Annotated in this window: 24 protein-coding genes; 14 read left to right on the top strand and 10 right to left on the bottom strand. The window is 61.4% G+C overall.

Features of this window, described 5'->3' with window-relative positions; translation table 11 throughout:
• Positions 1–25: 25 nt before the first annotated feature.
• The 5 genes from urtE to urtA form a co-directional block, all read right to left on the bottom strand.
• Positions 26–721, bottom strand: coding sequence for an urea ABC transporter ATP-binding subunit UrtE (urtE, locus tag RS897_RS15115; protein WP_315837329.1), 696 nt, complete (start codon positions 719–721; stop codon positions 26–28).
• Between the two features lie 3 nt (positions 722–724).
• Positions 725–1,486, bottom strand: a complete 762-nt coding sequence (urtD, locus tag RS897_RS15110) for an urea ABC transporter ATP-binding protein UrtD (protein WP_315837328.1) — start codon at positions 1,484–1,486, stop codon at positions 725–727.
• Between the two features lie 4 nt (positions 1,487–1,490).
• Complete coding sequence (gene urtC / locus RS897_RS15105; protein WP_315837327.1) at positions 1,491–2,663, bottom strand: urea ABC transporter permease subunit UrtC; 1,173 nt, start codon at positions 2,661–2,663, stop codon at positions 1,491–1,493.
• Positions 2,660–4,255: an urea ABC transporter permease subunit UrtB gene (urtB, locus tag RS897_RS15100; RefSeq protein WP_315838648.1), complete on the bottom strand. Its 1,596-nt coding sequence runs from the start codon at positions 4,253–4,255 to the stop codon at positions 2,660–2,662. The genes urtC and urtB overlap by 4 nt, the downstream gene beginning before the upstream one ends.
• Before the next feature lie 136 nt (positions 4,256–4,391).
• On the bottom strand, positions 4,392–5,714 hold the full coding sequence (gene urtA, locus RS897_RS15095) for an urea ABC transporter substrate-binding protein (protein ID WP_315837326.1): 1,323 nt from the start codon (positions 5,712–5,714) through the stop codon (positions 4,392–4,394).
• A 523-nt stretch (positions 5,715–6,237) separates the two neighbouring features.
• Here urtA and RS897_RS15090 point away from each other — a divergent pair.
• The 3 genes from RS897_RS15090 to RS897_RS15080 all read left to right on the top strand — a co-directional run bounded on the left by RS897_RS15090 (position 6,238) and on the right by RS897_RS15080 (position 8,477).
• Entirely contained in the window at positions 6,238–7,668 is a 1,431-nt protein-coding gene (locus RS897_RS15090) for a DEAD/DEAH box helicase (RefSeq protein WP_315837325.1), read from the top strand.
• 39 nt (positions 7,669–7,707) lie between these two features.
• Positions 7,708–7,989, top strand: coding sequence for a translation initiation factor IF-1 (infA, locus tag RS897_RS15085; protein ID WP_315837324.1), 282 nt, complete (start codon positions 7,708–7,710; stop codon positions 7,987–7,989).
• Between the two features lie 275 nt (positions 7,990–8,264).
• On the top strand, positions 8,265–8,477 hold the full coding sequence (locus RS897_RS15080) for a cold-shock protein (protein WP_002714433.1): 213 nt from the start codon (positions 8,265–8,267) through the stop codon (positions 8,475–8,477).
• Positions 8,478–8,575: 98 nt separating this feature from the next.
• Here the strand turns inward: RS897_RS15080 and RS897_RS15075 are convergent, their stop codons facing one another.
• From RS897_RS15075 to RS897_RS15065, 3 genes are all read right to left on the bottom strand, one after another.
• Complete coding sequence (locus RS897_RS15075) at positions 8,576–9,232, bottom strand: TadE/TadG family type IV pilus assembly protein (RefSeq protein ID WP_315837323.1); 657 nt, start codon at positions 9,230–9,232, stop codon at positions 8,576–8,578.
• A complete protein-coding gene (locus tag RS897_RS15070; RefSeq protein ID WP_315837322.1) occupies positions 9,229–9,786 on the bottom strand; it encodes a TadE/TadG family type IV pilus assembly protein in 558 nt (185 codons plus the stop codon). Before RS897_RS15070 ends, RS897_RS15075 begins: the two co-directional genes overlap by 4 nt.
• A gap of 124 nt (positions 9,787–9,910) precedes the next feature.
• The gene (locus tag RS897_RS15065; RefSeq protein ID WP_315837321.1) at positions 9,911–10,444 is read right to left on the bottom strand and encodes a pilus assembly protein N-terminal domain-containing protein; all 534 of its coding nucleotides are present in this window, start codon (positions 10,442–10,444) and stop codon (positions 9,911–9,913) included.
• A 381-nt stretch (positions 10,445–10,825) separates the two neighbouring features.
• On the opposite strand from RS897_RS15065, the gene RS897_RS15060 reads away from it, so the two are divergent.
• The 9 genes from RS897_RS15060 to RS897_RS15020 all read left to right on the top strand — a co-directional run bounded on the left by RS897_RS15060 (position 10,826) and on the right by RS897_RS15020 (position 19,866).
• A complete protein-coding gene (locus tag RS897_RS15060) occupies positions 10,826–11,002 on the top strand; it encodes a Flp family type IVb pilin (RefSeq protein WP_315837320.1) in 177 nt (58 codons plus the stop codon).
• A gap of 338 nt (positions 11,003–11,340) precedes the next feature.
• On the top strand, positions 11,341–11,865 hold the full coding sequence (locus tag RS897_RS15055) for an A24 family peptidase (RefSeq protein WP_315837319.1): 525 nt from the start codon (positions 11,341–11,343) through the stop codon (positions 11,863–11,865).
• Positions 11,866–11,993: 128 nt separating this feature from the next.
• Positions 11,994–12,779 carry a Flp pilus assembly protein CpaB gene (cpaB, locus tag RS897_RS15050; protein WP_315837318.1) on the top strand — a complete coding sequence of 262 codons (786 nt, stop codon included), beginning with the start codon at positions 11,994–11,996 and terminating at the stop codon, positions 12,777–12,779.
• A 16-nt stretch (positions 12,780–12,795) separates the two neighbouring features.
• Complete coding sequence (locus RS897_RS15045; protein WP_315837317.1) at positions 12,796–14,256, top strand: type II and III secretion system protein family protein; 1,461 nt, start codon at positions 12,796–12,798, stop codon at positions 14,254–14,256.
• Between the two features lie 14 nt (positions 14,257–14,270).
• Positions 14,271–15,020, top strand: coding sequence for a CpaD family pilus assembly protein (locus tag RS897_RS15040; RefSeq protein WP_315837316.1), 750 nt, complete (start codon positions 14,271–14,273; stop codon positions 15,018–15,020).
• Positions 15,017–16,282 carry a CpaE/TadZ family protein gene (locus tag RS897_RS15035; protein ID WP_315837315.1) on the top strand — a complete coding sequence of 422 codons (1,266 nt, stop codon included), beginning with the start codon at positions 15,017–15,019 and terminating at the stop codon, positions 16,280–16,282. Before RS897_RS15040 ends, RS897_RS15035 begins: the two co-directional genes overlap by 4 nt.
• Positions 16,283–16,298: 16 nt before the next feature.
• Entirely contained in the window at positions 16,299–17,771 is a 1,473-nt protein-coding gene (locus RS897_RS15030) for a TadA family conjugal transfer-associated ATPase (RefSeq protein ID WP_315837314.1), read from the top strand.
• A gap of 133 nt (positions 17,772–17,904) precedes the next feature.
• Positions 17,905–18,879, top strand: a complete 975-nt coding sequence (locus tag RS897_RS15025) for a type II secretion system F family protein (protein WP_315837313.1) — start codon at positions 17,905–17,907, stop codon at positions 18,877–18,879.
• Between the two features lie 9 nt (positions 18,880–18,888).
• Complete coding sequence (locus RS897_RS15020) at positions 18,889–19,866, top strand: type II secretion system F family protein (protein WP_315837312.1); 978 nt, start codon at positions 18,889–18,891, stop codon at positions 19,864–19,866.
• A gap of 63 nt (positions 19,867–19,929) precedes the next feature.
• On the opposite strand, the gene RS897_RS15015 is transcribed toward RS897_RS15020, so the two are convergent.
• The gene (locus tag RS897_RS15015; protein ID WP_315837311.1) at positions 19,930–20,757 is read right to left on the bottom strand and encodes a tetratricopeptide repeat protein; all 828 of its coding nucleotides are present in this window, start codon (positions 20,755–20,757) and stop codon (positions 19,930–19,932) included.
• Between the two features lie 128 nt (positions 20,758–20,885).
• Here RS897_RS15015 and RS897_RS15010 point away from each other — a divergent pair, with 128 nt between their 5' ends.
• A complete protein-coding gene (locus tag RS897_RS15010) occupies positions 20,886–22,265 on the top strand; it encodes a leucyl aminopeptidase family protein (RefSeq protein WP_315837310.1) in 1,380 nt (459 codons plus the stop codon).
• Entirely contained in the window at positions 22,258–23,106 is an 849-nt protein-coding gene (locus tag RS897_RS15005; RefSeq protein ID WP_315837309.1) for a C40 family peptidase, read from the top strand. The genes RS897_RS15010 and RS897_RS15005 overlap by 8 nt, the downstream gene beginning before the upstream one ends.
• On the opposite strand, the gene RS897_RS15000 is transcribed toward RS897_RS15005, so the two are convergent.
• On the bottom strand, positions 23,103–24,722 hold the full coding sequence (locus tag RS897_RS15000; RefSeq protein ID WP_315837308.1) for an ABC transporter ATP-binding protein: 1,620 nt from the start codon (positions 24,720–24,722) through the stop codon (positions 23,103–23,105). The two genes, RS897_RS15005 and RS897_RS15000, sit on opposite strands and share 4 nt — an antisense overlap.
• Position 24,723: the final 1 nt, after the last annotated feature.

The following is a 24,723-nucleotide window of genomic DNA, read 5'->3' as shown; positions in this document are numbered from 1 at the left end:
TCGTCGTGCTGTCAAAGGCCGGGAGCTAGATCGCCATGGCCCGGCTGATGGCGGCGGGATCGAGCGTCGTCCGGTCGCATCGGAACGTCACGGTGCCGCGATCCATCACGGCGAAATGGTCGCCGAGTTCGCAGGCAAAGTCGAGATATTGTTCGACCAGCACGATGGCGATGGTGCCGAGGCTGCGCAGATAGGAGATGGCGCGGCCGATATCCTTGATGATGGAGGGCTGGATGCCCTCGGTCGGCTCATCGAGTAGCAGCACCTTCGGCCGCATCACCAGAGCGCGACCAATGGCGAGCTGCTGCTGCTGGCCGCCGGACAGATCGCCGCCGCGACGCCCCAGCATCGACTGCAGTACCGGAAACAGCGAAAACACGTCATCCGGGATGTTGCGCTGGTCGCGTTTCAGCGGCGCATACCCGGTCCTCAGATTTTCCTCGACCGTCAGCAACGGGAAGATCTCGCGCCCTTGCGGCACGAACGCCATGCCGCGCCGGGCGCGCTCGTACGGCCGCAGCGTGGTGATGTCGGCGCCGTCAAAGGTGATGCTGCCGCCGGCGATCGGCTGCTGGCCGACCATGGCGCGCAGCAGGCTGGTCTTGCCGACGCCGTTGCGCCCGAGCACGCAGGTCACCTTGCCCGGCTCGGCCGCGACGGTCACCCCGCGCAGCGCCTGCGCTGCGCCGTAAAACAAACTGATATCCTTGACCTCAAGCATGGTTCAGCGTCCCAGATACACTTCGATGACGCGCTCGTTGGCCGACACCTGATCGATCGATCCTTCGGCGAGCACCGAGCCCTCATGCAGGCAGGTCACCCGCACGCCGAGCTCGCGCACGAAGGTCATGTCGTGTTCCACCACCACCACGGTCTTGTCGCGGTTGATCTCCTTCAGCAGTTCGGCGGTCTGGTGCGTCTCCACGTCGGTCATGCCGGCCACCGGCTCGTCGACCAGCAAGAGTTTGGGATCCTGCGCCAGCAGCATGCCGATCTCCAGCCATTGCTTCTGGCCGTGGGAGAGGCTGCCGGCCAGCCGTTCCCGCGCATCGGTGAGCTTGATGGTTTCCAGCACACGATCGATCCGCTCCGCCTCGTCCCTGCTCTGCCGCCAGAACAGCGTGGTGCGAACACGATGATCGGTGTTCAGCGCCAGCAGCAGGTTATCCTCGATGGTCTGGCTTTCGAACACGGTCGGCTTCTGGAATTTGCGGCCGATGCCGAGTTCGGCGATCTGGGTTTCGTCCAACCTTGTCAGGTCGACGGTGCCGTCGAACAGCACATCGCCCTCGTCCGGCTTGGTCTTGCCGGTGATGATGTCCATCATGGTGGTCTTGCCGGCGCCGTTGGGGCCGATGATGGCGCGCATCTCGCCGGGCGCGATGGTCAGTGACAGGTTGTTGATGGCGTGGAAGCCGTCAAACGACACGTGGACGCCGTCGAGATAGAGCAAGGCGGAGGTGGTGCGGGTTTCCGTGGCGTTCATCGGTTCACTCCGCCAAATGGGGTTTGGAGACGCCGTCTTCGGCCGCAGCGCTTGCGGCAGCGGCGGTCGCGATCCGCCGCTCGCGCCACGGTTCCCACCAGGCCTGGACGGTGCCGACGATGCCCTTGGGCAGCAGCAGCGTCACCAGGATGAACATCGCGCCCAGCATGAACAGCCAGTAGGGCGCCAGCACGCCTGAGGTAAAGACGGTCTTGGCATAGTTGACAACGACGGCGCCGATCGCCGCCCCAATCAACGTGCCGCGGCCACCGACGGCGACCCAGATCACCGCTTCGATGGAATTGCCCGGCGCGAACTCGCCGGGATTGATGATGCCGACCTGCGGCACGTACAGCGCGCCGGCGACACCGGCCATGCAGGCCGACAGCGTGAACACGAACAGCTTGTAGGATTCCACACGATAGCCAAGGAACCGGGTGCGCGATTCCGCGTCACGCACGGCAATCAGCACCTTGCCGAGCTTGGAGGTGACGACTGCCCGGCAGATCAGGAAGCCCAGCATCAGCGCCAGGCAGGACAGCATGAACAGCACCGCGCGGGTGCCCTGCGCCTGCACATTGAAGCCCAGAATGTCCTTGAAGTCGGTCAGGCCGTTGTTGCCACCGAAACCGAAATCGTTGCGGAAGAACGCCAGCAGCAGGGCATAGGTCATCGCCTGGGTGATGATGGAGAGATAGACGCCGGTGACGCGCGAGCGAAACGCCAGCCAACCGAAACAGAATGCGAGCAGGCCCGGCACCACCAGCACCATCAGCGCGGCAAACCAGAACATGTCGAAGCCCTGCCAGTACCACGGCAGCTTCTGATAGTTCAGGAACACCATGAAGTCCGGCAGCAGCGGATTGCCATAGACGCCCCGGCTGCCGATCTGGCGCATCAGGTACATGCCCATGGCGTAGCCGCCGAGCGCGAAGAAGGCACCGTGTCCGAGCGAAAGGATGCCGCAATAGCCCCAGATCAGATCGATGGAGAGCGCGAGAATGGCGTAGCAGAGATACTTGCCGAACAGCGAGATCAGATAGGTCGGAACCTGGAAGGGCGAAGACTCCGGCAGCAGCAGGTTCGACAGCGGCAGCAGGATGCCGATGGCGGCGACCACCAGCAAAAGGACGGTGGCGCTGCGGTTCAGCGAACGGGTGAGCAGATGCGGCATCATGCTTCCACCGACCGCCCCTTCAGCGCGAACAGGCCGCGCGGCCGCTTCTGGATGAACAGGATGATCAGCACCAGAATGGCGATCTTGCCCAGCACGGCCCCCGCCACCGGCTCCAGGAACTTGTTGGCGATGCCGAGCGTCAGCGCGCCGACCAGGGTGCCCCAGAGGTTGCCGACGCCGCCGAACACCACCACCATGAAGGAATCGATGATGTAGCTCTGGCCGAGATTGGGGCTGACGTTGTCGATCTGCGACAACGCCACGCCTGCGATTCCTGCGATGCCGGAGCCGAGCCCGAAGGTCAGCGCGTCGACCCGGGAGGTTGCAATCCCCATCGAGGCCGCCATACGGCGGTTCTGCGTCACCGCGCGCATTTCAAGGCCGAGGCTGGTGTAACGCAGCATGCCGAGCAGGATCACGAACACGGCAAGCGTGAAGCAGACGATCCAGAGCCGGTTGTAGGTAATGGTGAGCTGGCCGATCTCGAATGCGCCGCTCATCCAGGAGGGGTTGCCGACTTCACGGTTGGTCGGTCCGAAGGCGGTACGCACCGCCTGCTGCAGCACCAGCGAAATGCCCCAGGTGGCCAGCAGGGTCTCCAGCGGCCGGCCATAGAGGAAGCGGATGATGCTGCGCTCGATCAGGATGCCGATCAGGCCGGCCACCACGAAGGCCAGCGGCACCGCGATCAGCAGCGAATAGTCGAACAGGCCGGGATAACGGGTGCGGATCACCTCCTGCACCACGAAGGTGACGTAGGCGCCGATCATCACCATTTCGCCGTGCGCCATGTTGATGACGCCCATCACCCCGAAGGTGATGGCAAGGCCGATGGCGGCGAGCAGCAGCACCGATCCCAGCGAGACGCCATACCAGGCATTCTGCGCGGTGGACCAGATCGCGAGGCTGCTCTGGATCGAACTGACGGCACTCGCAGCGGTGCGCACCACCGCGGGAGAGGTCTCGGCCGGCAATCCCGACAGCAGCGCCAGCGCCTCCTGATCGCCGCGGGCACGAACCGTGGCAATGGCCTCGATCTTGTCAGCCTCGGTGGCATCGGGCTTGAACAGCAGAATCGCTGCGCGCGCCGAGGCAAAGGCGCGCTTGGCGGCGCTGTTGGTTTCCTTTTGCAGCGCGCTTTCGATCGCCGGCAGGTCGGAGACGTCGTGGGTCTTGAACACGGATTGTGCAGCAAGGATGCGCTTGGCCGGATCGGGCGAGGCCAGCGTCAGGCTGCTGACCACGGCCACCACCGACCGCCGCAACCGGTTGTTGAGACGAACGGCATCGAGAGCGGCTGGCGCGTCCGGAGCCACGGCACCGGTCGCCGCCTCGACGATCTTGCCGTCGGGCTGCTTGATGTAGACTTTTTTGCTCTTCAGATCCGCGATCAGGCGGCCTTCCTGCAGCGCACTGATGATCGGATAAGCCTGGGGATTGCCGCTCGCGGCCAGCGCGGTGACAGCTTCCTCGGTGTCGGAAAATGAGTCGTTGGCGAACTGGCTGACCGAGTCCTCGAACGGACCTGCCCAGACGGGCGCCACCGAGGCCACCACGGAGACGAAAACCAGTGCCAGTGCAAAAACCAGCATCGCGCAGCGCGAAATGAAATTGTTGAACACGTCACCGCCCCGGCGGAAGGGAAAAAAGAAGGCGGCGACAGTCGCCGCCTTCCACAGTCTTGGGAGAACAAGTCTCAGGAAAACAAAGTCTTGAGAGAACCAGAAATCAGGAGCCCTGACCGCCGCACTTGTTGGTCTTGGTGTTCCAGTTGCCGCACTTCTTGCCGACCCAATCGCCGATCAGGTCCTTGGAACCATCGAGCTCCTTCGACCAGGCATCGCCCGCGACGAGACCGGGGGTCTTCCACACCACGTCGAACTGGCCGTCGGCCTTGATCTCGCCGATGAACACCGGCTTGGTGATGTGGTGGTTCGGCAGCATTTCCGACACGCCGCCGGTGAGGTTCTTCGCGGTGGTGCCCGGCAGGGCATCGATCACCTTGTCAGCCTCCGTCGACTTCACCTTCTCGACCGCTTTCACCCACATGTCGAAGCCGATCACATGCGCTTCCATCGGATCATTGGTCACGCGCTTCGGATTCTTGGTGTAGGCCTGCCACTCCTTGATGAACTTCTCGTTCTCAGGGGTCTTGATCGACTGGAAATAGTTCCAGGCGGCGAGATGGCCGAGCAACGGCTTGGTGTCGATGCCGGCGAGCTCTTCCTCACCCACCGAGAACGCGACCACCGGGATATCGGTCGCCTTGATGCCCTGGTTGCCGAGTTCCTTGTAGAAGGGCACGTTGGCGTCGCCGTTGATGGTGGAGACCACCGCCGTCTTCTTGCCGGCCGAGCCGAACTTCTTGATGTCGGCCACGATGGTCTGCCAATCGGAATGACCGAACGGCGTGTAGTTGATCATGATGTCTTCCGGGGCGACACCCTTCGACTTCAGGTAGGCTTCCAGAATCTTGTTGGTGGTGCGCGGGTAAACGTAGTCGGTGCCGGCCAGCACCCAGCGCTTCACTTTTTCTTCCTTGGCGAGATAGTCGACCGCCGGGATCGCCTGCTGGTTCGGCGCGGCGCCGGTGTAGAACACGTTGCGCTCGCTCTCCTCGCCCTCGTACTGCACCGGATAGAACAGGATCGAATTCAATTCCTTGAACACCGGCAGCACCGACTTGCGCGACACCGAGGTCCAGCAGCCGAACACCACCGACACCTTGTCCTTGGTGATCAGCTCGCGGGCCTTTTCGGCGAACAGCGGCCAGTTGGAGGCCGGATCGACCACCACAGCCTCGAGCTTCTTGCCGAGCACGCCGCCCTTTTTGTTCTGCTCATCAATCAGAAACAGGATGGTATCCTTCAGCGTGGTTTCGCTGATCGCCATCGTTCCGGACAGCGAATGCAGGATGCCGACCTTGATGGTGTCTTCCGCGGCTTGAGCCACACCGAAGGTGGCGAGACCGAGCGCAAGACCGGCGGCGGTTGCCAAAGCCTTGCGACGGCTCAACGGCCGGGCAATGGCCGACGTAAATTGAGTAAACATGCGATGTCATCTCCCTGACGCAGACAAATACCTGCTGAACAGCCCTCGGCCGTCTGCGTTAAGGGAATCGCAAGAACCATGCCAGCTCGCACACAAGAGATAACTATATGATATAAATATACTATATTTGATTTTTGCCGACTCGGCGTCGATTTTTTGCCCAATTAAAGGGCGTTATAATTGACTACCTCCTTGGCAATTCGCACATTTTTTGATCAAATTTGCGGCGCTGTCTACTTTCGTTGCATACGGAAGCCACCTGAATGCTCCGGCCTCTTTCATCCGGTTCCGCATTTTATCTTGAAAGCGCCGTCTTCGTAGCTCATATAACCGGCGCGACCTTGAATCATCAGGTCTCTGCGGGCTGCGTGTTCTGATCCGTTGTCGTTTTTCCTACGACGGTGTCTGGCTTGCCCACTCTCTTCTAACCAAACCGACGCCCCAAACACGCGGGTGTCCCACGACACCCGCTCGTATCCGGCATTCGGCTGGACGCGCGCAATGACTCGTAGAAAGCAACACTTTGACCTCCTTTCAGGATTTCGGCCTCGCCGATCCAATTTCGCGTGCACTTAAAGAAGAAAATTACGTCACGCCCACCCCCATCCAGGCCCAAACCATTCCCATCGCTTTGACCGGCCGCGACGTGGTCGGCATCGCCCAGACCGGCACCGGCAAGACCGCGGCATTCGCTCTACCGATTCTGCACCGCCTGCTGGAATCACGCATCCGCCCGCAACCCAAGAACTGCCGCGTGCTGGTGCTCAGCCCGACCCGGGAACTGTCCGGACAGATCCTCGAGAGTTTCAACGCCTATGGCCGGCATCTGCGGATTTCGTCCGCGCTGGCGATCGGCGGCGTACCGATGGGCCGTCAGGTCCGCTCCCTGATGCAGGGCGTGGAAGTCCTGGTCGCCACACCGGGCCGTTTGCTCGACCTGATCCAGGGCAACGCCCTGAAGCTCGCCAACGTCGAGTTCCTGGTGCTCGATGAAGCCGACCGCATGCTCGACATGGGTTTCATCAACGACATCCGCAAAATCGTCGCCAAGCTGCCGATCAAGCGGCAGACGCTGTTCTTCTCAGCCACTATGCCGAAGGACATCGCTGACCTCGCCGAGAGCATGCTGCGCGATCCAGCCCGCGTTGCCGTCACCCCGGTGGCTTCAACGGCCGAGCGCGTGACGCAGCGCATCATCCAGCTCGATCACTCCGCCAAACCCGCCACCCTGGCGCAGATCCTGAAGCAGGAGCCGGTCAACCGGGCCCTGGTGTTCACCCGCACCAAGCACGGCGCCGACAAGGTCGTGAAGGGCCTGGTGAAGGCCGGAATTCCGGCGGACGCCATCCATGGCAACAAGTCGCAGAACCACCGCGAGCGGGTGCTAGCGGCCTTCCGGTCCGGTGAGATCCGCACCCTGGTCGCGACCGATATCGCCGCGCGCGGCATCGACGTCGACGGCGTCAGCCATGTGGTGAACTTCGACCTGCCGAACGTGCCGGAAACCTACGTCCATCGCATCGGCCGCACCGCGCGCGCCGGCGCCGACGGCGTTGCGATCTCGCTCTGCGCCGGCGAGGAGATGGCTTATCTCCGCGACATCGAAAAGCTGATCCGGACCACCCTGCCGCGGGAAGACCGCCGCACGCCCGGACATCGCGACACCGAAGCTGCACCGTCGCAGCAGCGCCCCGCACGTCACGGACAGCGCAACGGATCGCCGTCCAACAACGGCGCCCGGACCAACAACGCTTCCCCCGCATCGAAGGGCAAACACCGGCGGCGGCGCGGCCCCGGCGGCACCGGTACCGCTCATCCGGCCCAGCCCGCCCGGCATGACGGCAACCGGCACGAACCGTCACGCGCATCCCACGGCGGCCAAGGCGACGGCAGCATGCAGGGCGTCGCGTTTTTGCACCGCGAAAGCCGCCCGAAGCGGCAGCCGCAACATTAATCCATCACGTTCCAAGCAATTTCCGATCCGGAGAAGTCCATGGCGAAAGAAGAACTGATCCAGTTTGAAGGGCTGGTCACCGAAATCCTTCCCGATGCCCGCTATCGCGTCCAACTCGATGCCGGGCACGAAATCGTTGCCTATACCGCCGGCAAGATGAAAAAAAACCGCATCAAGACACTGGCGGGCGATCGCGTGACAATCGAAATGTCGCCCTACGACCTGGAAAAGGGCCGGCTGATTTTCCGGCACAAGGACGAGCGGCCGAGCGGCGGACCGCCCCGCAGCGGACCGCCGCGCGGCCAGTTCCGGCGCCGGTAGGTTCCGTTCGGGATACTGTGAATCCAGACCCTGCACGCCATGCGTGCAGGGTTTCGCTCTATTTGAGGCGATTTGAACCGGTCCAAAAAATCCCGCACGTCAGGATTGTTTGAAAAGCTATTTTCGCTTATGACTAAAGTATCGATTTTCGGCCGGACGACATTGGCTATCCACCGGTACAGCCGGGTTACGCTGACGACCCTTCCAAAATTCGATCTCACCAGCTCGCCTAACAACGAGCTTTGACTATTACTATCCGAGAAGGGACTACCCCCGTGAGCATGGGCACTGTGAAGTGGTTTAACGCGACCAAAGGTTATGGATTCATTCAGCCGGACGACGGCGGCAACGATGTGTTCGTTCACATCAGCGCCGTGGAACGTGCGGGCCTCGGCACTCTGCGTGAAGGCCAGAAGATCAGCTACGAAATCGTCGCTGATCGCCGTTCCGGCAAATCATCGGCCGACAATCTTCGCGCTGCAGGCTGATCAGCCTTAGCGCAGCTCGACTGCAAACTTATCTGCCGACGACGAAAGGCCGCGCTGATAGCGCGGCCTTTTTGCTTGCGAGGCCTGAAGGTGCGCTCTCAACAGTTCGCGGGGAGCGTGCTGCTACCGTTATTGTACTGAACACAAGCCGATTGACGCGGCCGGGTATAGAACAGATCCGCCAAATCGAAATCGGCACTGATGACGGTCGTTGTCAGCGGCTTGTACGTGTAGATGATTTCGCTCTTGACCAGGTAGATGACCTGATTGTTCGGATTAAGCTCCTTCGGCACCGTAACCACATCTCCCGGCTTATACGTCGGAGTTTTGCCGCCCGTCGGCCGTGTTTCACTCCAGACAACCGTCCCCTTGCCCTGATTATCGAGCAGTTTGATTTCAGACACTGTCTGACTGGTGGTGTCGGTCGTAATCGGAAAGGGCTTCATGATCTGCTGACTTGCATCGAGCGCGCTTCCCACACCGCCGCTGTCGACCTTGGTCGCCTGCGAAATGATGTCGGAGAGCGTTCGGGCCGTAATCGTGACCTTCCTCTTGGCCGTCACGAGATTGAAGACATCGAACAGGCCAAAAAACAGCAGCACCATGAATGGCGCGATAATCGCGAACTCGATCGCCGAGACCCCGCGAACATCAGTCCGAAAGCGGCGGAGCGGTGAAAACATCGGGCGATCGGTCATATTCACATTTTCGGCCGACATCATTTCAACTTTTACCTTGAGCTCTGTATCACTCATTGGTTGTTGTACGGCTCGTTGCGAAAGGCCGCAGAGGCCTGGATAAGATATTTGCCATCCGCGAGATTCGAAATATCGAACATCCGCGCGGTCATCAATTGCCAGGGATAAAAGGCGCGTACCAGAACCGTGCTGGTCGGGCTCCCCATATCGAACAGGAATTTCGACTTGATATTGTTGGTTGCATCAACAGGCGATCCTGGATCGATGCCAGTGAATGAGGAGAAGCTCTGAATATCGATCGACAGGTTGTTGCAATCGATCAATAGGTTCAGACGCGGACACACGACCTGAGTCTTGAACGTGTCGGCGGTATAGCTGACCGCGGCGGTCTGAGCTTGTCCGGTCATGATGAGGCGAGCGGAATCCTGGACAGCCGTTTCCAAATACTGCCCCGCGAAAAAGACCATGGCCAGTTCAGCGATCGCGACCGTCAAGGCAAGAAAAATCGGCGCGACAATCGCAAATTCGACGGCTGAGCTTCCCTGCTCGCCATTTCGAAAACGGCAAAGCAGCGCATTGACGGCCGATCTTGAGCGAACGCAGGATGACATGTCAGAAATCCCGAAGGCAGGAAACAACTACCTCCAGAATATCGAAGAGTAATTGTCGAAAGCTTTCGAGCAGTCGAAACAATCCGGCACGAGAAATTAACCGTTTGTTAACGGCCGCAGCCGTTCAACGAGTAGCGGCCCCTCCCGGAGCACTCGAGTTGGCTGCCGCGGTGGTGGCGTTGCCCGCCGCTTGATTGCTGAGGTTACCGGCCTGCTCGAGCGTTGAGGTGAAATAGCCCGCGCCGTCACCGAGAGTCACGCGGCGCTGGCAAACCGGCGTGCAACTGTAAGTCTCGCGATCAACGCCACGATAGATGGTGACGAGTTTATCGGTTGGGCCCTCGACCTGAATCACCCGATCGACCAACACCGTCCCCTCTCGGTCCAGAGCGATGAAATTGGTCGCACCGTATCCCTTGCCGGTCACGACCATCATGCCACCCGCCTGAAGCGTGACGTCGGCGATCATGGGGTTTCCGACGACCAGCGTGGCAACGCGCTCGGGAAGCTTGATGAGCCTGGCCTGATCGACCACCACATCGATCTGGTCGCCCGAACCGGCAGCGTTCGCGACCAGCGGAAGCAGCGCGAAGCCGGCGACGGCAACTGAAAATCGGCAAATCCAGCGCGCATGCGCGCGCTTAACAGCAGTCGACATACTCTACCCCGGGACGTTGACAAGCCGGCCAAAGCGATACGCAGCGGTGCCGGCGCCCGACATGGCAAATCTGACGTTAATTGATGAATGAACTGCAAACAGAGCACCGGAGACTGCACCACAGCCTATTACCAGCGCTTTCCATCCGATGAGGGCCAAGCAATCCCAGAAACATCCCGATAAAAACCGCGCAATTTTGTTAATTTTATTAAGTCGACATTTACTCTGCTCAAGAACGTCCAATTGCACCGCTGTTTCTGCATTCAAATTAACTGCGCCGCAATTGTCGAATTCTAGGGTGCCCCCATGGTGAAGGCACGCCGAGGGGGCTGCCGATGCCAACAGAAGTTTCGACAGCCACGTGCAGATATGGAGCTACCTATGAAGAACCTCATCGCCCGCTTCGTGAAGGACGAGTCCGGCGCAACCGCGATCGAGTACGGCCTGATCGCAGGCGGCATCGCCCTCGCCATCATTACGATCGTCAACACGATTGGTACCCAGCTGAACACCGGCTTCGGCGTCATCAGCAGCAAGCTCAAGACGACGTCGAACTAACGACGCCGAATTTCATCGATTTCAACTCAAAAGGCTCCGGTTTATCGGAGCCTTTTGTATTTCCTACTACTCTCGAATGTCCCCACGTGCAGTGGATCAGGATGCGGGATATGCGCAAGGCGTCACCGAAAGTCCATACAGCCACTTCCTACCCCAGCGACTATCAGGACAAAGCCGTCCGGATCGTCTGTATTGCCTTGATGCTGGCGCTCGCAACCCTCGCGTGGCGTATCGCAATTGCATAGCAATTCGTTTCTCGATTATTCACCACTTGCAGTTACGGTGATGCTCCGAATGGCACTTGATTTGTCTCTATAAGCATAGTTGCTGAGTTCAGCATGGTCCTCGACATCGCACGCCTGTTCTTTCTGCCCGCACTGATGGCCTTTGCCGCGGTCAGCGACCTCCTCACCATGACGATTTCCAATCGCGTTTCACTGCTGTTGGTTGCGGGCTTCGCCGTGCTTGCCGCGTCAAGCGGCATGACGGTCAACGATCTGCTGCAGCATGGCGCCGCCGGCCTGATCGTGCTGGTGGTATCGTTCGCCTGCTTCGCCATGGGCTGGATCGGCGGCGGCGACGCCAAGGTCGCATCTGCTGCGGCACTCTGGTTTGGGCTTCCGTACCTGCTCCAGTACTTGTTGTGCGCGTCGCTGTTCGGCGGTGCCCTGACGCTGCTGCTGCTTCAATTTCGCCAATGGCCACTGCCTTATGCGCTCGGAAAACAGGACTGGCTGCTGCGCCTGCACGGCAGGGATGCCGACATCCCCTACGGGGTTGCACTCGCGCTCGGGGCTCTGGCGATCTATCCCGATACCCCATGGATCCAGGTGGTCGACCTGACGCGCTTCGCAATGTCCTGAAAGGACGCAGGGAAACACCTCATTAACGTGATTTAGATACGCCTCATTAACCATGCTTTGACCTTTAACTGGTCAAATCCGAAGACAGCGACGGACGTGTCGCCAGTGTCTTGCGGAAAGTGAAGCGTATGAATACCGGGCGTATCATCGTTCTGGCCGTCTCTTTGGCCGCCGGCGGAATCGCGCTCTATCTCTTGAGCGGAGGAGAACCCCCGCCCGTCGCGCAGGCACCCGCGCCGCAAATCGAAACGGCCGACGTTCTGGTCGCGAAGTCCGACATTCCGATGGGCCAGACCGTCTCCGGCAACGAATTGCAGTGGCAAACGTGGCCGGCTGCCAACACCAGCAGTGGCTTCATTCGTCGCACCGAGCGCCCAGACGCGCTCACCCAACTGACGGGATCCATCGCCCGGTCGCCTTTCATCGCGGGCGAACCCATTCGCGAGATGAAGCTCGTCAAGGGCCCCGGATCCGGGATCATGGCGGCGATCCTGCCGTCGGGCATGCGGGCCATTTCCACCGAGATTTCGGCCGAGACCGGTGCCGGAGGCTTTATCCTGCCGAACGATCGCGTCGACGTCATCCTGTCGCGCCGCGAGAAGAGCTCGGATCGAGGCGGCGGCGAGTCCATCGTCTCCGAAATCATTCTCAGCAATATTCGCGTCCTCGCGATCGATCAAACGATCGAAGAGAAGAACGGCCAAAAGGTCGTCGTCGGCAAGACCGCGACGCTCGAGCTGAAGCCGGAACAGACCGAAGCGCTGTCCAAGGCGCGCCAGACCGGAACCTTGGCATTGGCTCTTCGCAGCATCGTCGATGCCAGTGCACCGCCGACCCGGGCTGAGCGCGGTCAGGGCAACACGATCAACGTGGTCCGCTTCGGTATTCCGTCGACCACGACTCTGCAGAGATGATGAAGGGGCGCAAGGAATGACGCGCGGGGAACATCAGCGATCGCTGCGAACACGTATGGTTCGCGCATTGTCGTTTGTCGCAGCCGCGGCTCTGACGCTCGACCCGGTCGTCTCAGAGGTCCGCGCCGCCGACACGCGCGCGCCCGTCGCGACCGCGGTGGCAGGCCAGATGAATGCGCGCTTCCTGCCGCTGGGTATCGGCAAATCCATGGTGGTAGACCTGCCGCGGGACATCAAGGACGTGCTCGTCGCCGATCCCAAGATCGCCAACGCCGTGGTGCGGTCCGCACAGCGCGCCTACATCATCGGCGCCGCTGTCGGACAGACCAACATTATCTTCTTCGATTCGGCCGGACAGCAGATGGCGGCCTACGATATCGCCGTGACACGCGATCTCAACGGCGTTCGGGCCGCACTGCGCCAGAGCTTTCCCAACAGCGATATCCAGATCGAGGGTGTTGGCGAGGGCATCATGCTCAGCGGCTCGGCGACGAGCCCCGCTGACGCCCAGCAGGCGGCCGATATCGCGGCCAAGCTGGTCGGAGACGCAGCTAAAGTCGTCAACAACATCACCGTCCGCGGCCGCGATCAGGTCATGCTGAAGGTCACCGTGGCCGAAATCCAGCGCAACATTCTCAAGCAGCTGGGCGTCGATCTCAACAATCTGAGCAGCGGAGCGGTGCTCAGCTTTACCAACAACAACCCGTTCACCGTCAACGGCGGGGCCCTGGTTGGGGCCAACGCCATCACCGGCAATTTTCCCTCGGTTCAGGCGACGTTGCGCGCGATGGAAAGCGCCGGCGTCATCCGCACGCTGGCCGAGCCGAACTTGACGGCAATCTCCGGCGAGTCGGCGACCTTCATCGCCGGCGGCGAATTTCCCATTCCCGCAGGTTATTCCTGCGATCCGACCACACATGTCTGTACGACCCAGATTTCGTTCAAGAAATTCGGCGTGTCGCTCAATTTCACCCCGGTGGTGATGTCGGAAGGGCGGATCAGCCTGCGTGTGATGACGGAAGTGTCGGAACTGTCGAACGATAATTCCATCAATATCACACAGCAATCGTCGGCGACGTCGACCAACTCGATCACCATTCCCTCGATCCGAACCCGCCGGGCTGAGACCACCCTCGAAATTCCATCGGGTGGCTCGATGGCGCTTGCCGGATTGATCCAGGAGCAGACCAAGCAATCGATCAACGGCCTGCCCGGCCTGATGCAGCTTCCGGTGCTCGGCTCGCTGTTCCGCAGCCGCGACTACGCCAATCGGCAAACCGAGCTGATGGTGCTGGTGACGCCCTACATCGTTCGTGCCGTCGCGCAAAAAGACCTCTCACGCCCGGACGATGGGTTCGTCGACGCGGCGGATCCGCAGTCCGACCTTCTGGGCAATATCAACCGCATCTACGGTGTTCGGGGACGAACTGAGCCGGGCCGGAACTATCGCGGCAAATACGGCTTCATCACCGACTGAAACGGGACAGGACAATGACCGCACCCAGCCATCCCGTGATATCGAAGCGCCGACTTGGCGCGGTGTTGCTGCTTGCCGGCCTGTCGGTCTCGCTGGGCGGATGCCTCACCCATACCCGTGACAAAGACGGCGTCACGGCCAGCATTCCCACCGATTATCGCGAGCGCCACCCGATCGTCATCGAAGAGGCCAATAAATCGGTCGAGGTGTTCGTGGGAAGCGGACGCGGCGGCCTGAGTGCAACACAGCGTGCGGACGTGATCGGACTGGGGCAAGCCTGGCTGCGCGAGGGCACCGGAAGCCTCGTGATCGACATTCCCAAGGACACGCCGAACGCCCGCACGGCTGCAGACTCCTACCGGGAAATCCACGCCCTCCTGACCGCGCTCGGAATCCCGGCCCGCGGCATCACGACCCGCAACTATCGCCCGAGCGATCCGCGCCAGTTTGCGACGATCCGCCTGACTTACCCGCGCATCACCGCGGAGGCCGGTCCGTGCGGGCTATGGCCCGACGATCTCGGCCCATCCATCAAGAACAAGGGCTACGTCGAAAACAAGCCGTATCACAATTTCGGCTGCGCAGTGCAACGCAACATGGCCGCAATGGTCGAAAATCCATCGGATCTCGTGCAGCCCCGCCCTGAAACACCGGCCTATACCGCCCGTCGCTCCATCGCCTTCGACAAGTACCGCAAGGGCACCGCGACCGGGACACAGTATCCCGATGCCGAAAGGGCCAAACTGAGCGATCTCGGAAAATGATCAATTACGCCCAACAGAACCCGGACAGCGAAACGATCGCGCCAGCGGCGGAAGAGCATATCGCACCGGCGCCCCGCGTGTCGGTGCAGGCCTTTTGCGAGAGCGTGGAAACCGCCGCCGCCGTACAGTCCGCCGGCGCAGACCGGCGGCTGGGCAAAGCCCATCTCAAAGTCCAGATGGGCGGAATGACCGCCGCAGCCGAGGCCTACCGCAACGCGCCGACACCGAATGTCATCGTCCTGGAGACCGACGGGCGCGGCGACATTCTGGCCGGCCTGGATCACTTGGCCACGGTGTGCGATCCCGGGACCCGTGTCGTTGTCATCGGGCGGATCAACGACGTCACGCTCTATCGCGAACTGGTTCGCCGGGGCGTCAGCGATTACCTGATCACACCGGTTTCGACGATCGACATCGTTCGTTCGGTTTGCGGGCTGTTCTCGACACCCGAGGCGAAGGCGGTCGGCCGCATCATCGCGGTCGTCGGCGCCAAAGGCGGTGTTGGAGCATCGACCATCGCCCATAATGTCGCCTGGGCCATCGCGCGCGATCTCGCGCTGGATTCGGTGGTCGCCGATCTCGACCTCGCGTTCGGCACGGCGGGTCTGGACTACAACCAGGATCCTCCACAAGGGATCGCGGAGGCCGTATTTTCGCCGGATCGCGTCGACACCGCATTCATCGACCGGCTGCTGTCCAAATGCACCGACCATCTGAGCCTGCTCGCGGCACCGGCAACGCTGGACCGGGTCTATGATTTCGGAACGGAAGCCTTCGATTCGATCTTCGATACGCTCCGGAGCGCCGTGCCCTGCATCGTGCTCGACGTGCCGCATCAATGGTCCGGTTGGGCCAGGCGTGCGCTCGTCAATGCCGATGATATCCTGATCGTCGCGGAGCCGGACCTGGCGAATCTGCGAAACACCAAGAACCTGTTCGATCTGCTGAAAGCGGCGCGCCCCAACGACCGCGTCCCGCTTTATTGCCTCAACAAGACCGGGATCCCGAAACGCCCCGAGATCAGCGCCAAAGAATTCGCCAAGGCGATGGAAAGCGAGCCCGTGGCTTCGATTCCATTCGAACCGCAAGCTTTTGGCATCGCCGCCAACAACGGTCAAATGATCGCCGAGGTGTCGGCAAGCCACCGCGCCGCCGAAATATTCCTTCAGATCGCGCAACGACTGACCGGTCGCGGCGAAACCAAGAAGTCGCGCAGTTCATTGCTGGCCCCTCTCCTCGACCGGTTGAAGTCGAAGTCGTAGTTCGCGGAGTGACGTCGTGTTTGGTAAGCGCAGTGGAGCGGACACAGATACCCGGTCGGCAAGACCGGCAGGCGCCGATGCCACGCCGGCAGCGTCGACCGTCGCGCAGCGGCCGCTCGAATCGTCGACCGCCGTCGCTTCGCCCCCGCTCGCGCCGGCAAGACCGTCGACGCCGCCTCCGGTCAACGAGATTCGCCGTTCAGATAACTATTACCAGGTCAAGGCAACGATCTTCGGTGCCCTGATCGAAGCCATCGACCTTGCGCAGCTCTCGAAGCTCGACGGAGAGTCGGCGCGGGAAGAAATACGCGACATCGTCAACGAAATCATCGCCATCAAGAACATCGTGATGTCGATTGCCGAGCAGGAGGAACTGCTCGACGACATCTGCAACGACGTTCTCGGCTATGGGCCGCTCGAACCGCTGCTGGCGCGCGATGATATCGCCGACATCATGGTCAACGGTGCCAGCACGGTCTATATCGAGGTTGGCGGCAAGATTCAGAGAACCGGAATTCGTTTCCGCGACAATCAGCAATTGCTGAACATCTGCCAGCGCATCGTCAGCCAGGTCGGCCGGCGTGTCGATGAATCCTCGCCGATCTGCGATGCGCGCCTCGCCGACGGTTCCCGCGTCAACGCCATCGTCGAGCCGCTGGCCCTCGATGGTCCCGTCCTGACGATCCGAAAATTCAAACGGGACAAGCTGACTCTCGACCAGATCACGCGCTTTGGGGCGATCTCGCCGGAAGGCGCGGAGATTCTCAAGATCATCGGCCGGGTGCGTTGCAACGTGCTGATCTCAGGTGGCACCGGCTCGGGCAAGACCACGCTTCTGAATTGCCTGACCAACTACATCGACCACGACGAACGCATCATCACCTGCGAAGACGCAGCGGAGCTCCAACTGCAGCAGCCGCACACGGTGCGGCTGGAAACCCGCCCGCCAAACCTGGAAGGCGAAGGTCAAGTCACGATGCGCGAACTTGTCCGCAACTGCCTGCGCATGCGGCCCGAGCGGATCATCGTCGGTGAAGTTCGCGGACCTGAGGCGTTCGACCTGCTGCAGGCCATGAACACCGGCCACGACGGCTCGATGGGAACCCTGCACGCAAACAATCCCAGAGAAGCCCTGTCGCGATGTGAATCGATGATCACGATGGGCGGCTTCTCGCTGCCATCGCGCACCATCCGGGAGATGATCTGCTCGTCCATCGACGTGATCATCCAGGCCGCACGCCTGCGTGACGGCTCTCGCCGGATCACGCACATCACCGAAGTGATGGGGATGGAAGGCGATACGATCATCACGCAGGACGTCTTCCTGTTCGACATCGTCGGCGAGGACGCGGATGGGCGCATTCTCGGCCGGCATCGATCCACGGGCATTGGCCGACCGAAATTCTGGGAACGCGCACGTTACTACGGAGAGGAAAAGCGCCTTGCCGCAGCGCTCGACGCTGCCGAAGTCATCGTGGCCGATAGCTAGTGTGCCGAGGAATTTCGGAAACGCCACACCAGAACCGAGAGACTGCACCGGTCCGGCCGACCGGCTTTGCGAAGCGCCCTGGAGCAGACGGATGTCCGCGTCTGCCCCGGGATCGTGCTGAGGAGCGAGGGATATGAAACTGCAATCGCTGGCTTTCGCGTTTCTCGCGGCTCTCTTTGTCGGCGGGCTGGCGTGGGTGTTCATCTACCCGCTGCTCTCCGGAGAGCGGCAAAGCGCCAAACGCCGTGCATCGCTTTCCAAGGCCGAACCGGTTACCCGCATGGGCGACCGGAACCAGCGCACGCGACGCGATCAGGTCGAGGCGTCGATCAAAGAAATCGAAGAACGAAACCGGAAAGCGCAGAAAGTCGCGATTGCAACGCGAATTACCCAGGCGGGCCTGACCTGGTCGAAGGAAAAATTCATGGTCATCTCGGCCGTGCTCGGCGCGCTCGCCTTCCTGATTCCGCTGGTCGTCGGCGCAGGCCTCCTGCCGGCTCTCGGCCTGGCATTTGCCGCGGGCTTTGGATTGCCGCGCTGGATTCTCGGCTTTCTCAAGAAACGTCGTGAGAAAAAATTCCTCGCCGCATTGCCGGATGCCGTCGACGTCATCGTCCGCGGCATCAAATCGGGCCTGCCATTGTTCGACTCGCTGCGGGTCGTCGCGAATGACTCGCCTGAACCGCTCAAGAGCGAATTCGCCGCGATTGTGGAGACCCAGGCGATCGGCATGCCGCTGGGCGAAGCCTGCATGCGCCTCTACGATAGAATGCCGCTGCCGGAGGCGAGCTTTTTCGGCATCGTCATTTCAATTCAGCAAAAATCCGGCGGAAATCTCTCCGAAGCACTTGGAAACCTCTCCAAGGTTTTGCGTGACCGCAAGAAGATGGCAGGAAAAATCCAGGCGATGTCGATGGAGGCCAAGGCATCCGCCTCGATCATCGGCGCGTTGCCTCCGCTCGTCATGCTGTTCGTTTATATATCGACGCCCGACTACATCTCGTTGCTTTGGACCCATCCGACCGGACGGATCATGCTTGCTGGATCCGTCATCTGGATGACCATGGGCGTCCTCGTGATGAAACGTATGATTAATTTCGATTTCTGAGAAACCGTCATGTTCGAGTTCCTGGTCGAGAAACTCCACGACACCCGCTTTCTGGCGATGCTGCTGGCTGCGATTGCAGCCAGCGCCACCGCTTACACTCTGATTACGCCGCTGCTTGCCGGAGAGGATCTCTCCAAGCGGATGAAAGCCGTTGCCAGCGAACGCGAGCGCATCCGGCAGCGAGAGCGCGACAGGATGAATCGCACCGAAAAAGTAACCTTGCGACAGGCGCCCCGGCAACTCGTTCAGAAGGCCGTCGACGATTTCAACCTTGGAAAATGGGTCGCACAGGAGTCCGCGCGCGAAAAGCTGGTCATGGCCGGATACCGCGGTCAGGCGCCTTACACGACCTTCCTATTTTTTCGCATGGTCACTCCAATTGCCTTCTTGCTGGCGAGCGCGTTTTACGTCTTCGTGTTATCGAAGTTGCAGCAGCCCTTCACCATAAAACTCGCCATCTGCATTGGCATGTCCTATCTCGGCCTGCAGGCGCCGATGCTTTTTCTCAGGAACGCGATTTCCAAACGGCAGCTTTCGATCAAGCGTGCCTTTCCCGACGCTATCGACCTGACACTGATCTGCATCGAATCCGGCATGTCGATCGAAGCCGCGTTCCGCAGGGTCAGCCAGGAGATCAGCGCGCAATCGATCCCGCTCGCGGAAGAACTGACACTCGCAACCGCGGAGCTTTCATACCTGCAGGATCGCAAGGTCGCCTATGAGAATCTCGCCAAGCGGATCGGCCTGGAAGGCGTCAAATCCGTCGCGCTGGCGCTTCAGCAAGCTGAACGTTATGGCACACCGATGGCTCATACGTTACGCGTTCTGGCCCAGGAAAATCGCGACATGCGCATGAACGAGGCCGAGAAGAAGGCGGCGGCCTTGCCGCCGAAGCTGACCGTGCCGATGATCCTGTTCTTCCTGCCGGTCCTGTTCATCGTGATCATGGGACCGACAGCGATCAAGGTTACAGGTTACATGCACTGACGGAATGGATGTGACGTCCCCGACGATGATCTGGTCGGGGCTACTTGCCGGAAAAGCTGTCGATCAGGAGCGATGCGGGGCGGAGGCAGCTTCGCTCTGCGCGCCCTGCCGAGAACCTTCACTGCGATTGAGCATCTGCTTCAGATAGGCGACGTTGGCGGCGGCTTCTTCCGGCGGCAGATCCGCCTTGACGATGGTTTCCGCCTCGGAAAAGCGACCCTGCAGACCCACGACCAGAGCCAGATTCTGCCGGACACGAACATCGGCGCCGGGGCTGCTGTAGGCCCGACGCAGCGTTTCTTCCGATTTGGGCAGCTCCTTGGACAGCATGTAGGACAATCCGAGATTGGACAGCACCGAGGGTTCCTCAGGTACAATTTTCAGGGCGCTCGCGTAATAGCGGCGCGCCTCGTCATGACGTCCCATCTGATCCAGGGTCGTCCCTTGCACGGACAGAATGCGCCAATCGGGATTCGCCGGCGTATGGGCCTGGCTCAACGTATCGAACGCCAGCTTGAAATTGCCGTTTTCGGCCAACGCGCGTCCATAGGTCGCCAGCAGCGGCTTGTTGCCGGGGTTCGCCAGCGTTGCGGCCTCGAGCACCGCAACGGCCTGGGTGCGCTGGCCATTGGTACGCAATGCCTGACCGTATTTGAGCGCGGCGTCCGGATCTCGCGGATTGGCACGATAGCGCTCACCCAATCCGTCGATGGGAGTGCGGGCATCGCGGCCAGCCGGCGCTTCAGCCCGTGCTCCAAGAGGCCCACCCACCGAGCCGGTCACGTCGCCGGAGGATCGCGCCATCGTTTGACACCCGGCAGCCGCCGCGGCCAAGATCACCACTGTCGCTGCGGACAGCAGAAGCCGGGCAAAATGAGGCTGGTCACGCATGCGCATCTACTCACAAAATTCGACGGAATACGGCAGGAGATGACGCCATCAATAGACTGTTAACCCTAACGTCAGGTTAATCGGGCTATATCCGCCGGATCAGTCCCCTTCCTCAGGCGAGACCTTCGATGCCCAGCGTTTTTGAACCTTCCGCCTCTGCTTCGATCCCCATCACGTTCGTGACCAAATCCTCATGGGCGGACGTGAAAGCGGCGCTGCCGGCGACAGCCCGGCAATTCGCTGAAACCAACGGATTTGTGGCGAAACCGAGCCAGTACCTCGCTTTGCCGGCCGCCGATGGCGCTCTGTCCCAGGTGCTGTTCGGGCTGGAAAATGCGAATGATGGCGCAGGTGACCCGTTTCGGCCGGGCCAGCTGCCCGGGCTGCTGCCGGCCGGAGTCTATCGTTTCGCCAATGCTCCCCACGACACGCGCTTGGCGACCCTGGCGTTTGCCCTGGGCAGCTATCGGTTCACGCGCTATCGCAAGGCCGATCAGCCCGCCGCACGTCTGGTTGCGCCGGACGGGATCGACATTGACGATGTCACCCGCATCAGCGAGGCGGCCGCCCTCGCACGCGACCTGATCAACACACCGGCCAATGACTTGGGGCCGGAGGAACTCGCCCAGGCGGCGAAGGCGCTCGCGGATCGCTTTGACGCGACATTCACCTGCATCGTTGGTGACGATCTCCTGCAGCAGAACTTTCCACTGATTCACGCCGTCGGACGCGCTTCGCCGCGCGCGCCCCGCCTGATCGACATCAGCTGGGGCGATCCCGCGCACCCGAAGGTGACCTTGGTCGGCAAGGGCGTCTGCTTCGATACCGGCGGCCTCGATCTGAAGCCGTCCAGCGGCATGCTGATCATGAAAAAGGACATGGGCGGCGCCGCCAACGTGCTGGCGCTGGCGCAGATGGCGATGGCGGCGAAGCTCAAAATCCGCCTGCGGGTGCTGATTCCGGCGGTGGAAAATTCAGTCGCCGGCAACGCTTTTCGCCCGCTCGATATCTTCCCCTCACGCAAGGGACCGACCGTCGAGATCGGCAACACCGACGCCGAAGGACGGCTGGTGCTGGCCGACGCGCTGGCGCTCGCCGACGAGGACAAGCCCGACCTCCTGATCGACCTGGGAACACTGACCGGCGCCGCACGCGTCGCGCTGGGGCCAGATCTTCCGCCCTTCTACACCAATGACGAAACGCTGGCCGGCGATATCGCCCGCTGTGCCCGACAGGAAAACGATCCGTTGTGGCGGATGCCGCTGTGGCCGGCCTACGACAAATGGCTCGACTCCAAGATCGCCGACATCAACAACGCTCCCTCGAACGGCTTCGCCGGCTCGATCACCTGCGCACTGTTCCTGCAACGCTTCGTCGAGGCGGCGAAAAGCTGGCTGCATGTCGATATCTACGGCTGGACGCCGACCGCCAAGCCGGCGCGGCCCGAAGGCGGCGAATGCCAGGCGGCGCGCGCGATCTACAAACTGCTGAGCGAACGTTATGGCTGATCCACGCCTTACTCCCGCCCGTCCCGACCTCGCGGCCATGCACCTTCAGGGCGAGGTCAAGGCCGAACGCTTTGTCGAGGGCGAAGACTTCGAGGTGTTCGATGCCATCGTGCCACTGCGGAGAGAGCCTTCGCACGACGCCGCGCTCGATACCCAGGCGCTCAAGGGCGAACGCATCACCATCTATGACCGCAACATCGAAGGTTGGGCGTGGGGACAGTTGCAGAGCGACGGGTATGTCGGCTGGCTTCCCGATCTAGCGTTGGTGGTGCCGCGCACCACGCCGACGCACAAGGTTACAGCGCTGAGGACCTTTGCTTTCCCCGGACCGTCAATCAAGTTGCCGCCGGTCGACACGCTTCCGCTCGGCGCCCTGGTGGAAATCGTGCGAACGGACGATAGCTTTGCCATCACCAGCCAGCGACACTATCTGCCGCTCGCTCATGTCGCAGGCATCGATCACACCGAGGGCGACTTCGTCGCGGTCGCGGAGCGCTTTATCGGAACGCCGTATTTGTGGGGCGGCAAAACCAGCCTCGGGATCGATTGCTCCGGCCTGGTGCAGATTGCGCTCGCCGCGACCGGCGTGGCGGCACCGCGCGACAGCGACATGCAAGAGAGTGCACTCGGAACTGCGGTGCCATCGGCGCTGTGGATCGACGCCCGGCGTGGCGACCTGCTGTTCTGGAAGGGCCATGTCGCGATCGTGCGCGACGGTGACACGCTGATCCACGCCAACGCCCATCACATGATGACGGCGCTCGAGCGGACACGGGACGCGATCGAGCGGATCAGGGCTGCGGGCAGCGAATTGACCAGCGTGAAAAGGTTGGAAACCTAACTCTCAGCAATCGGCGCCGCCTCATTGCGGAAAGCGGCAGCAAACAGCGCTCGCGTGTAATCGGTTTTCGGAGCCTTGAACAGCTCCGCAGCCGGCCCTTCCTCGACGATCTTGCCGTGACGCATCACGATCAAATGGCTCGCCAGCGAGGCCACTACCCGCAGATCATGCGAGATGAACATGTAGGTCAGATCGCGCTTGCGCTGCAGATCGCGTAATAGCTCGACCATCTGGGCCTGGAATAGCATATCCAGGGCGCTGGTCGGCTCGTCCAGAACCACGAAGTTCGGCTCCAGCACCACCGCGCGGGCGATGCTGATGCGCTGGCGCTGGCCGCCGGAGAATTCGTGTGGGTAACGAAAGCGCGTCTGCGGATCGAGCCCGACCTCGGTGAGCGCCTTGACCACACGCGCCTCGCGCGCATCGTAGTCGAGCGACGGCTGGTGCACAGTCAGCCCTTCGGCCACGATGTCGCCGACCGACATGCGGGGGCTCAATGCGCCGTAAGGGTCCTGAAACACGATCTGCATGTCGCGCCGAAACGGCCGCATTTCCTTGAAGCGCAGTCCTTGAATGTCCTTGCCAAGAAAGACGATCGGGCCGTCGGATGAAATCAGCCGCAGCAGCGCCAGACCAAGAGTGGTCTTGCCTGATCCGGATTCCCCGACCACGCCGAGCGTCTCGCCCTTGCGGACCGACAGGCTGACACCATCCACCGCCTTGATCTGGCCGACGGTGCGGCGAAGCAAACCACGCTTGATCGGAAACCAGACTTTCAGATCGTCGGTCTTGATCACGACCGGTTCTGTCGGGCGCGGCGGTGCGGGATCCGGCTTCGGCTCGGCCGCAAGCAGCGCCCGGGTGTAAGGATGCTGGGGATCGGTGAACACCTGTTCCACCGGGCCCTTTTCCACGATCTTGCCGTTGTTCATCACACAGACCACGTCCGCAATCCGGCGCACGATGCCGAGATCATGGGTGATGAACAACAAGCTCATGCCGAGTCGGGCGCGGATATCCGCCAACAGCTTCAGGATCTGCGCCTGCACCGTGACGTCGAGTGCGGTGGTCGGCTCATCGGCGATCAGCAGATCCGGCTCGTTAGCCAGCGCCATGGCGATCATCACCCGCTGGCGCTGGCCACCGGACAATTGATGCGGATAACTCCCGAGGCGCGTCTCGGGTTCGGGAATCCCGACCTGGGTCAGCAGTTCCAGGATGCGGGTCCGCGCCGCCGCGCCGCGCAGTCCCGCGTGCAGCAACAGTATCTCGCCAATCTGCGCTTCGATCGTGTGCAGCGGATTGAGCGAGGTCATCGGCTCCTGGAAGATGATCGAAATATCGTTGCCGCGGATCGAGCGAATCTCGTTCTCCGTCAACGGCAGCAACTCCTGACCCTTGAAGCGGATCGAGCCGGAGGGATGATGTGCAGTTGGATACGGCAGCAGCTTCAGCACCGACAGCGCACTGACCGACTTTCCGGAGCCGGATTCCCCGACCAGTGCCACGCACTCGCCACGTCTGATCTCGAATGAAATCCTGTCGACGGCGACGGATGAGCCAAAGCTGACCGAGAGATCGCGCACATCGAGCAGCGGCTGGTTGATCGCATCCATC

Source organism: Bradyrhizobium prioriisuperbiae, assembly GCF_032397745.1.
Classification (GTDB): Bacteria; Pseudomonadota; Alphaproteobacteria; order Rhizobiales; family Xanthobacteraceae; genus Bradyrhizobium_A; species Bradyrhizobium_A prioriisuperbiae.
The sequence above is the reverse complement of the archived record's forward strand: the minus strand, read 5'-3'. Positions and strand labels throughout refer to the sequence as shown.

Excerpts from the sequence above, each read along its gene's own strand:
- RS897_RS15065 (WP_315837321.1), bottom strand. The coding sequence starts at position 10,444 with ATGTCGACTGCTGTTAAGCGCGCGCATGCGCGCTGGATTTGCCGATTT.
- cpaB (WP_315837318.1), top strand. The coding sequence starts at position 11,994 with ATGAATACCGGGCGTATCATCGTTCTGGCCGTCTCTTTGGCCGCCGGC.
- RS897_RS15005 (WP_315837309.1), top strand. The coding sequence starts at position 22,258 with ATGGCTGATCCACGCCTTACTCCCGCCCGTCCCGACCTCGCGGCCATG.
- RS897_RS15075 (WP_315837323.1), bottom strand. The coding sequence starts at position 9,232 with ATGAGTGATACAGAGCTCAAGGTAAAAGTTGAAATGATGTCGGCCGAA.
- RS897_RS15040 (WP_315837316.1), top strand. The coding sequence starts at position 14,271 with ATGACCGCACCCAGCCATCCCGTGATATCGAAGCGCCGACTTGGCGCG.
- infA (WP_315837324.1), top strand. The coding sequence starts at position 7,708 with ATGGCGAAAGAAGAACTGATCCAGTTTGAAGGGCTGGTCACCGAAATC.
- urtA (WP_315837326.1), bottom strand. The coding sequence starts at position 5,714 with ATGTTTACTCAATTTACGTCGGCCATTGCCCGGCCGTTGAGCCGTCGC.
- RS897_RS15055 (WP_315837319.1), top strand. The coding sequence starts at position 11,341 with ATGGTCCTCGACATCGCACGCCTGTTCTTTCTGCCCGCACTGATGGCC.
- RS897_RS15010 (WP_315837310.1), top strand. The coding sequence starts at position 20,886 with ATGCCCAGCGTTTTTGAACCTTCCGCCTCTGCTTCGATCCCCATCACG.
- RS897_RS15035 (WP_315837315.1), top strand. The coding sequence starts at position 15,017 with ATGATCAATTACGCCCAACAGAACCCGGACAGCGAAACGATCGCGCCA.
- RS897_RS15000 (WP_315837308.1), bottom strand. The coding sequence starts at position 24,722 with ATGGATGCGATCAACCAGCCGCTGCTCGATGTGCGCGATCTCTCGGTC.
- RS897_RS15060 (WP_315837320.1), top strand. The coding sequence starts at position 10,826 with ATGAAGAACCTCATCGCCCGCTTCGTGAAGGACGAGTCCGGCGCAACC.
- RS897_RS15070 (WP_315837322.1), bottom strand. The coding sequence starts at position 9,786 with ATGTCATCCTGCGTTCGCTCAAGATCGGCCGTCAATGCGCTGCTTTGC.
- RS897_RS15045 (WP_315837317.1), top strand. The coding sequence starts at position 12,796 with ATGACGCGCGGGGAACATCAGCGATCGCTGCGAACACGTATGGTTCGC.
- RS897_RS15025 (WP_315837313.1), top strand. The coding sequence starts at position 17,905 with ATGAAACTGCAATCGCTGGCTTTCGCGTTTCTCGCGGCTCTCTTTGTC.
- urtD (WP_315837328.1), bottom strand. The coding sequence starts at position 1,486 with ATGAACGCCACGGAAACCCGCACCACCTCCGCCTTGCTCTATCTCGAC.
- RS897_RS15015 (WP_315837311.1), bottom strand. The coding sequence starts at position 20,757 with ATGCGTGACCAGCCTCATTTTGCCCGGCTTCTGCTGTCCGCAGCGACA.
- urtC (WP_315837327.1), bottom strand. The coding sequence starts at position 2,663 with ATGATGCCGCATCTGCTCACCCGTTCGCTGAACCGCAGCGCCACCGTC.
- RS897_RS15020 (WP_315837312.1), top strand. The coding sequence starts at position 18,889 with ATGTTCGAGTTCCTGGTCGAGAAACTCCACGACACCCGCTTTCTGGCG.
- urtB (WP_315838648.1), bottom strand. The coding sequence starts at position 4,255 with ATGCTGGTTTTTGCACTGGCACTGGTTTTCGTCTCCGTGGTGGCCTCG.
- urtE (WP_315837329.1), bottom strand. The coding sequence starts at position 721 with ATGCTTGAGGTCAAGGATATCAGTTTGTTTTACGGCGCAGCGCAGGCG.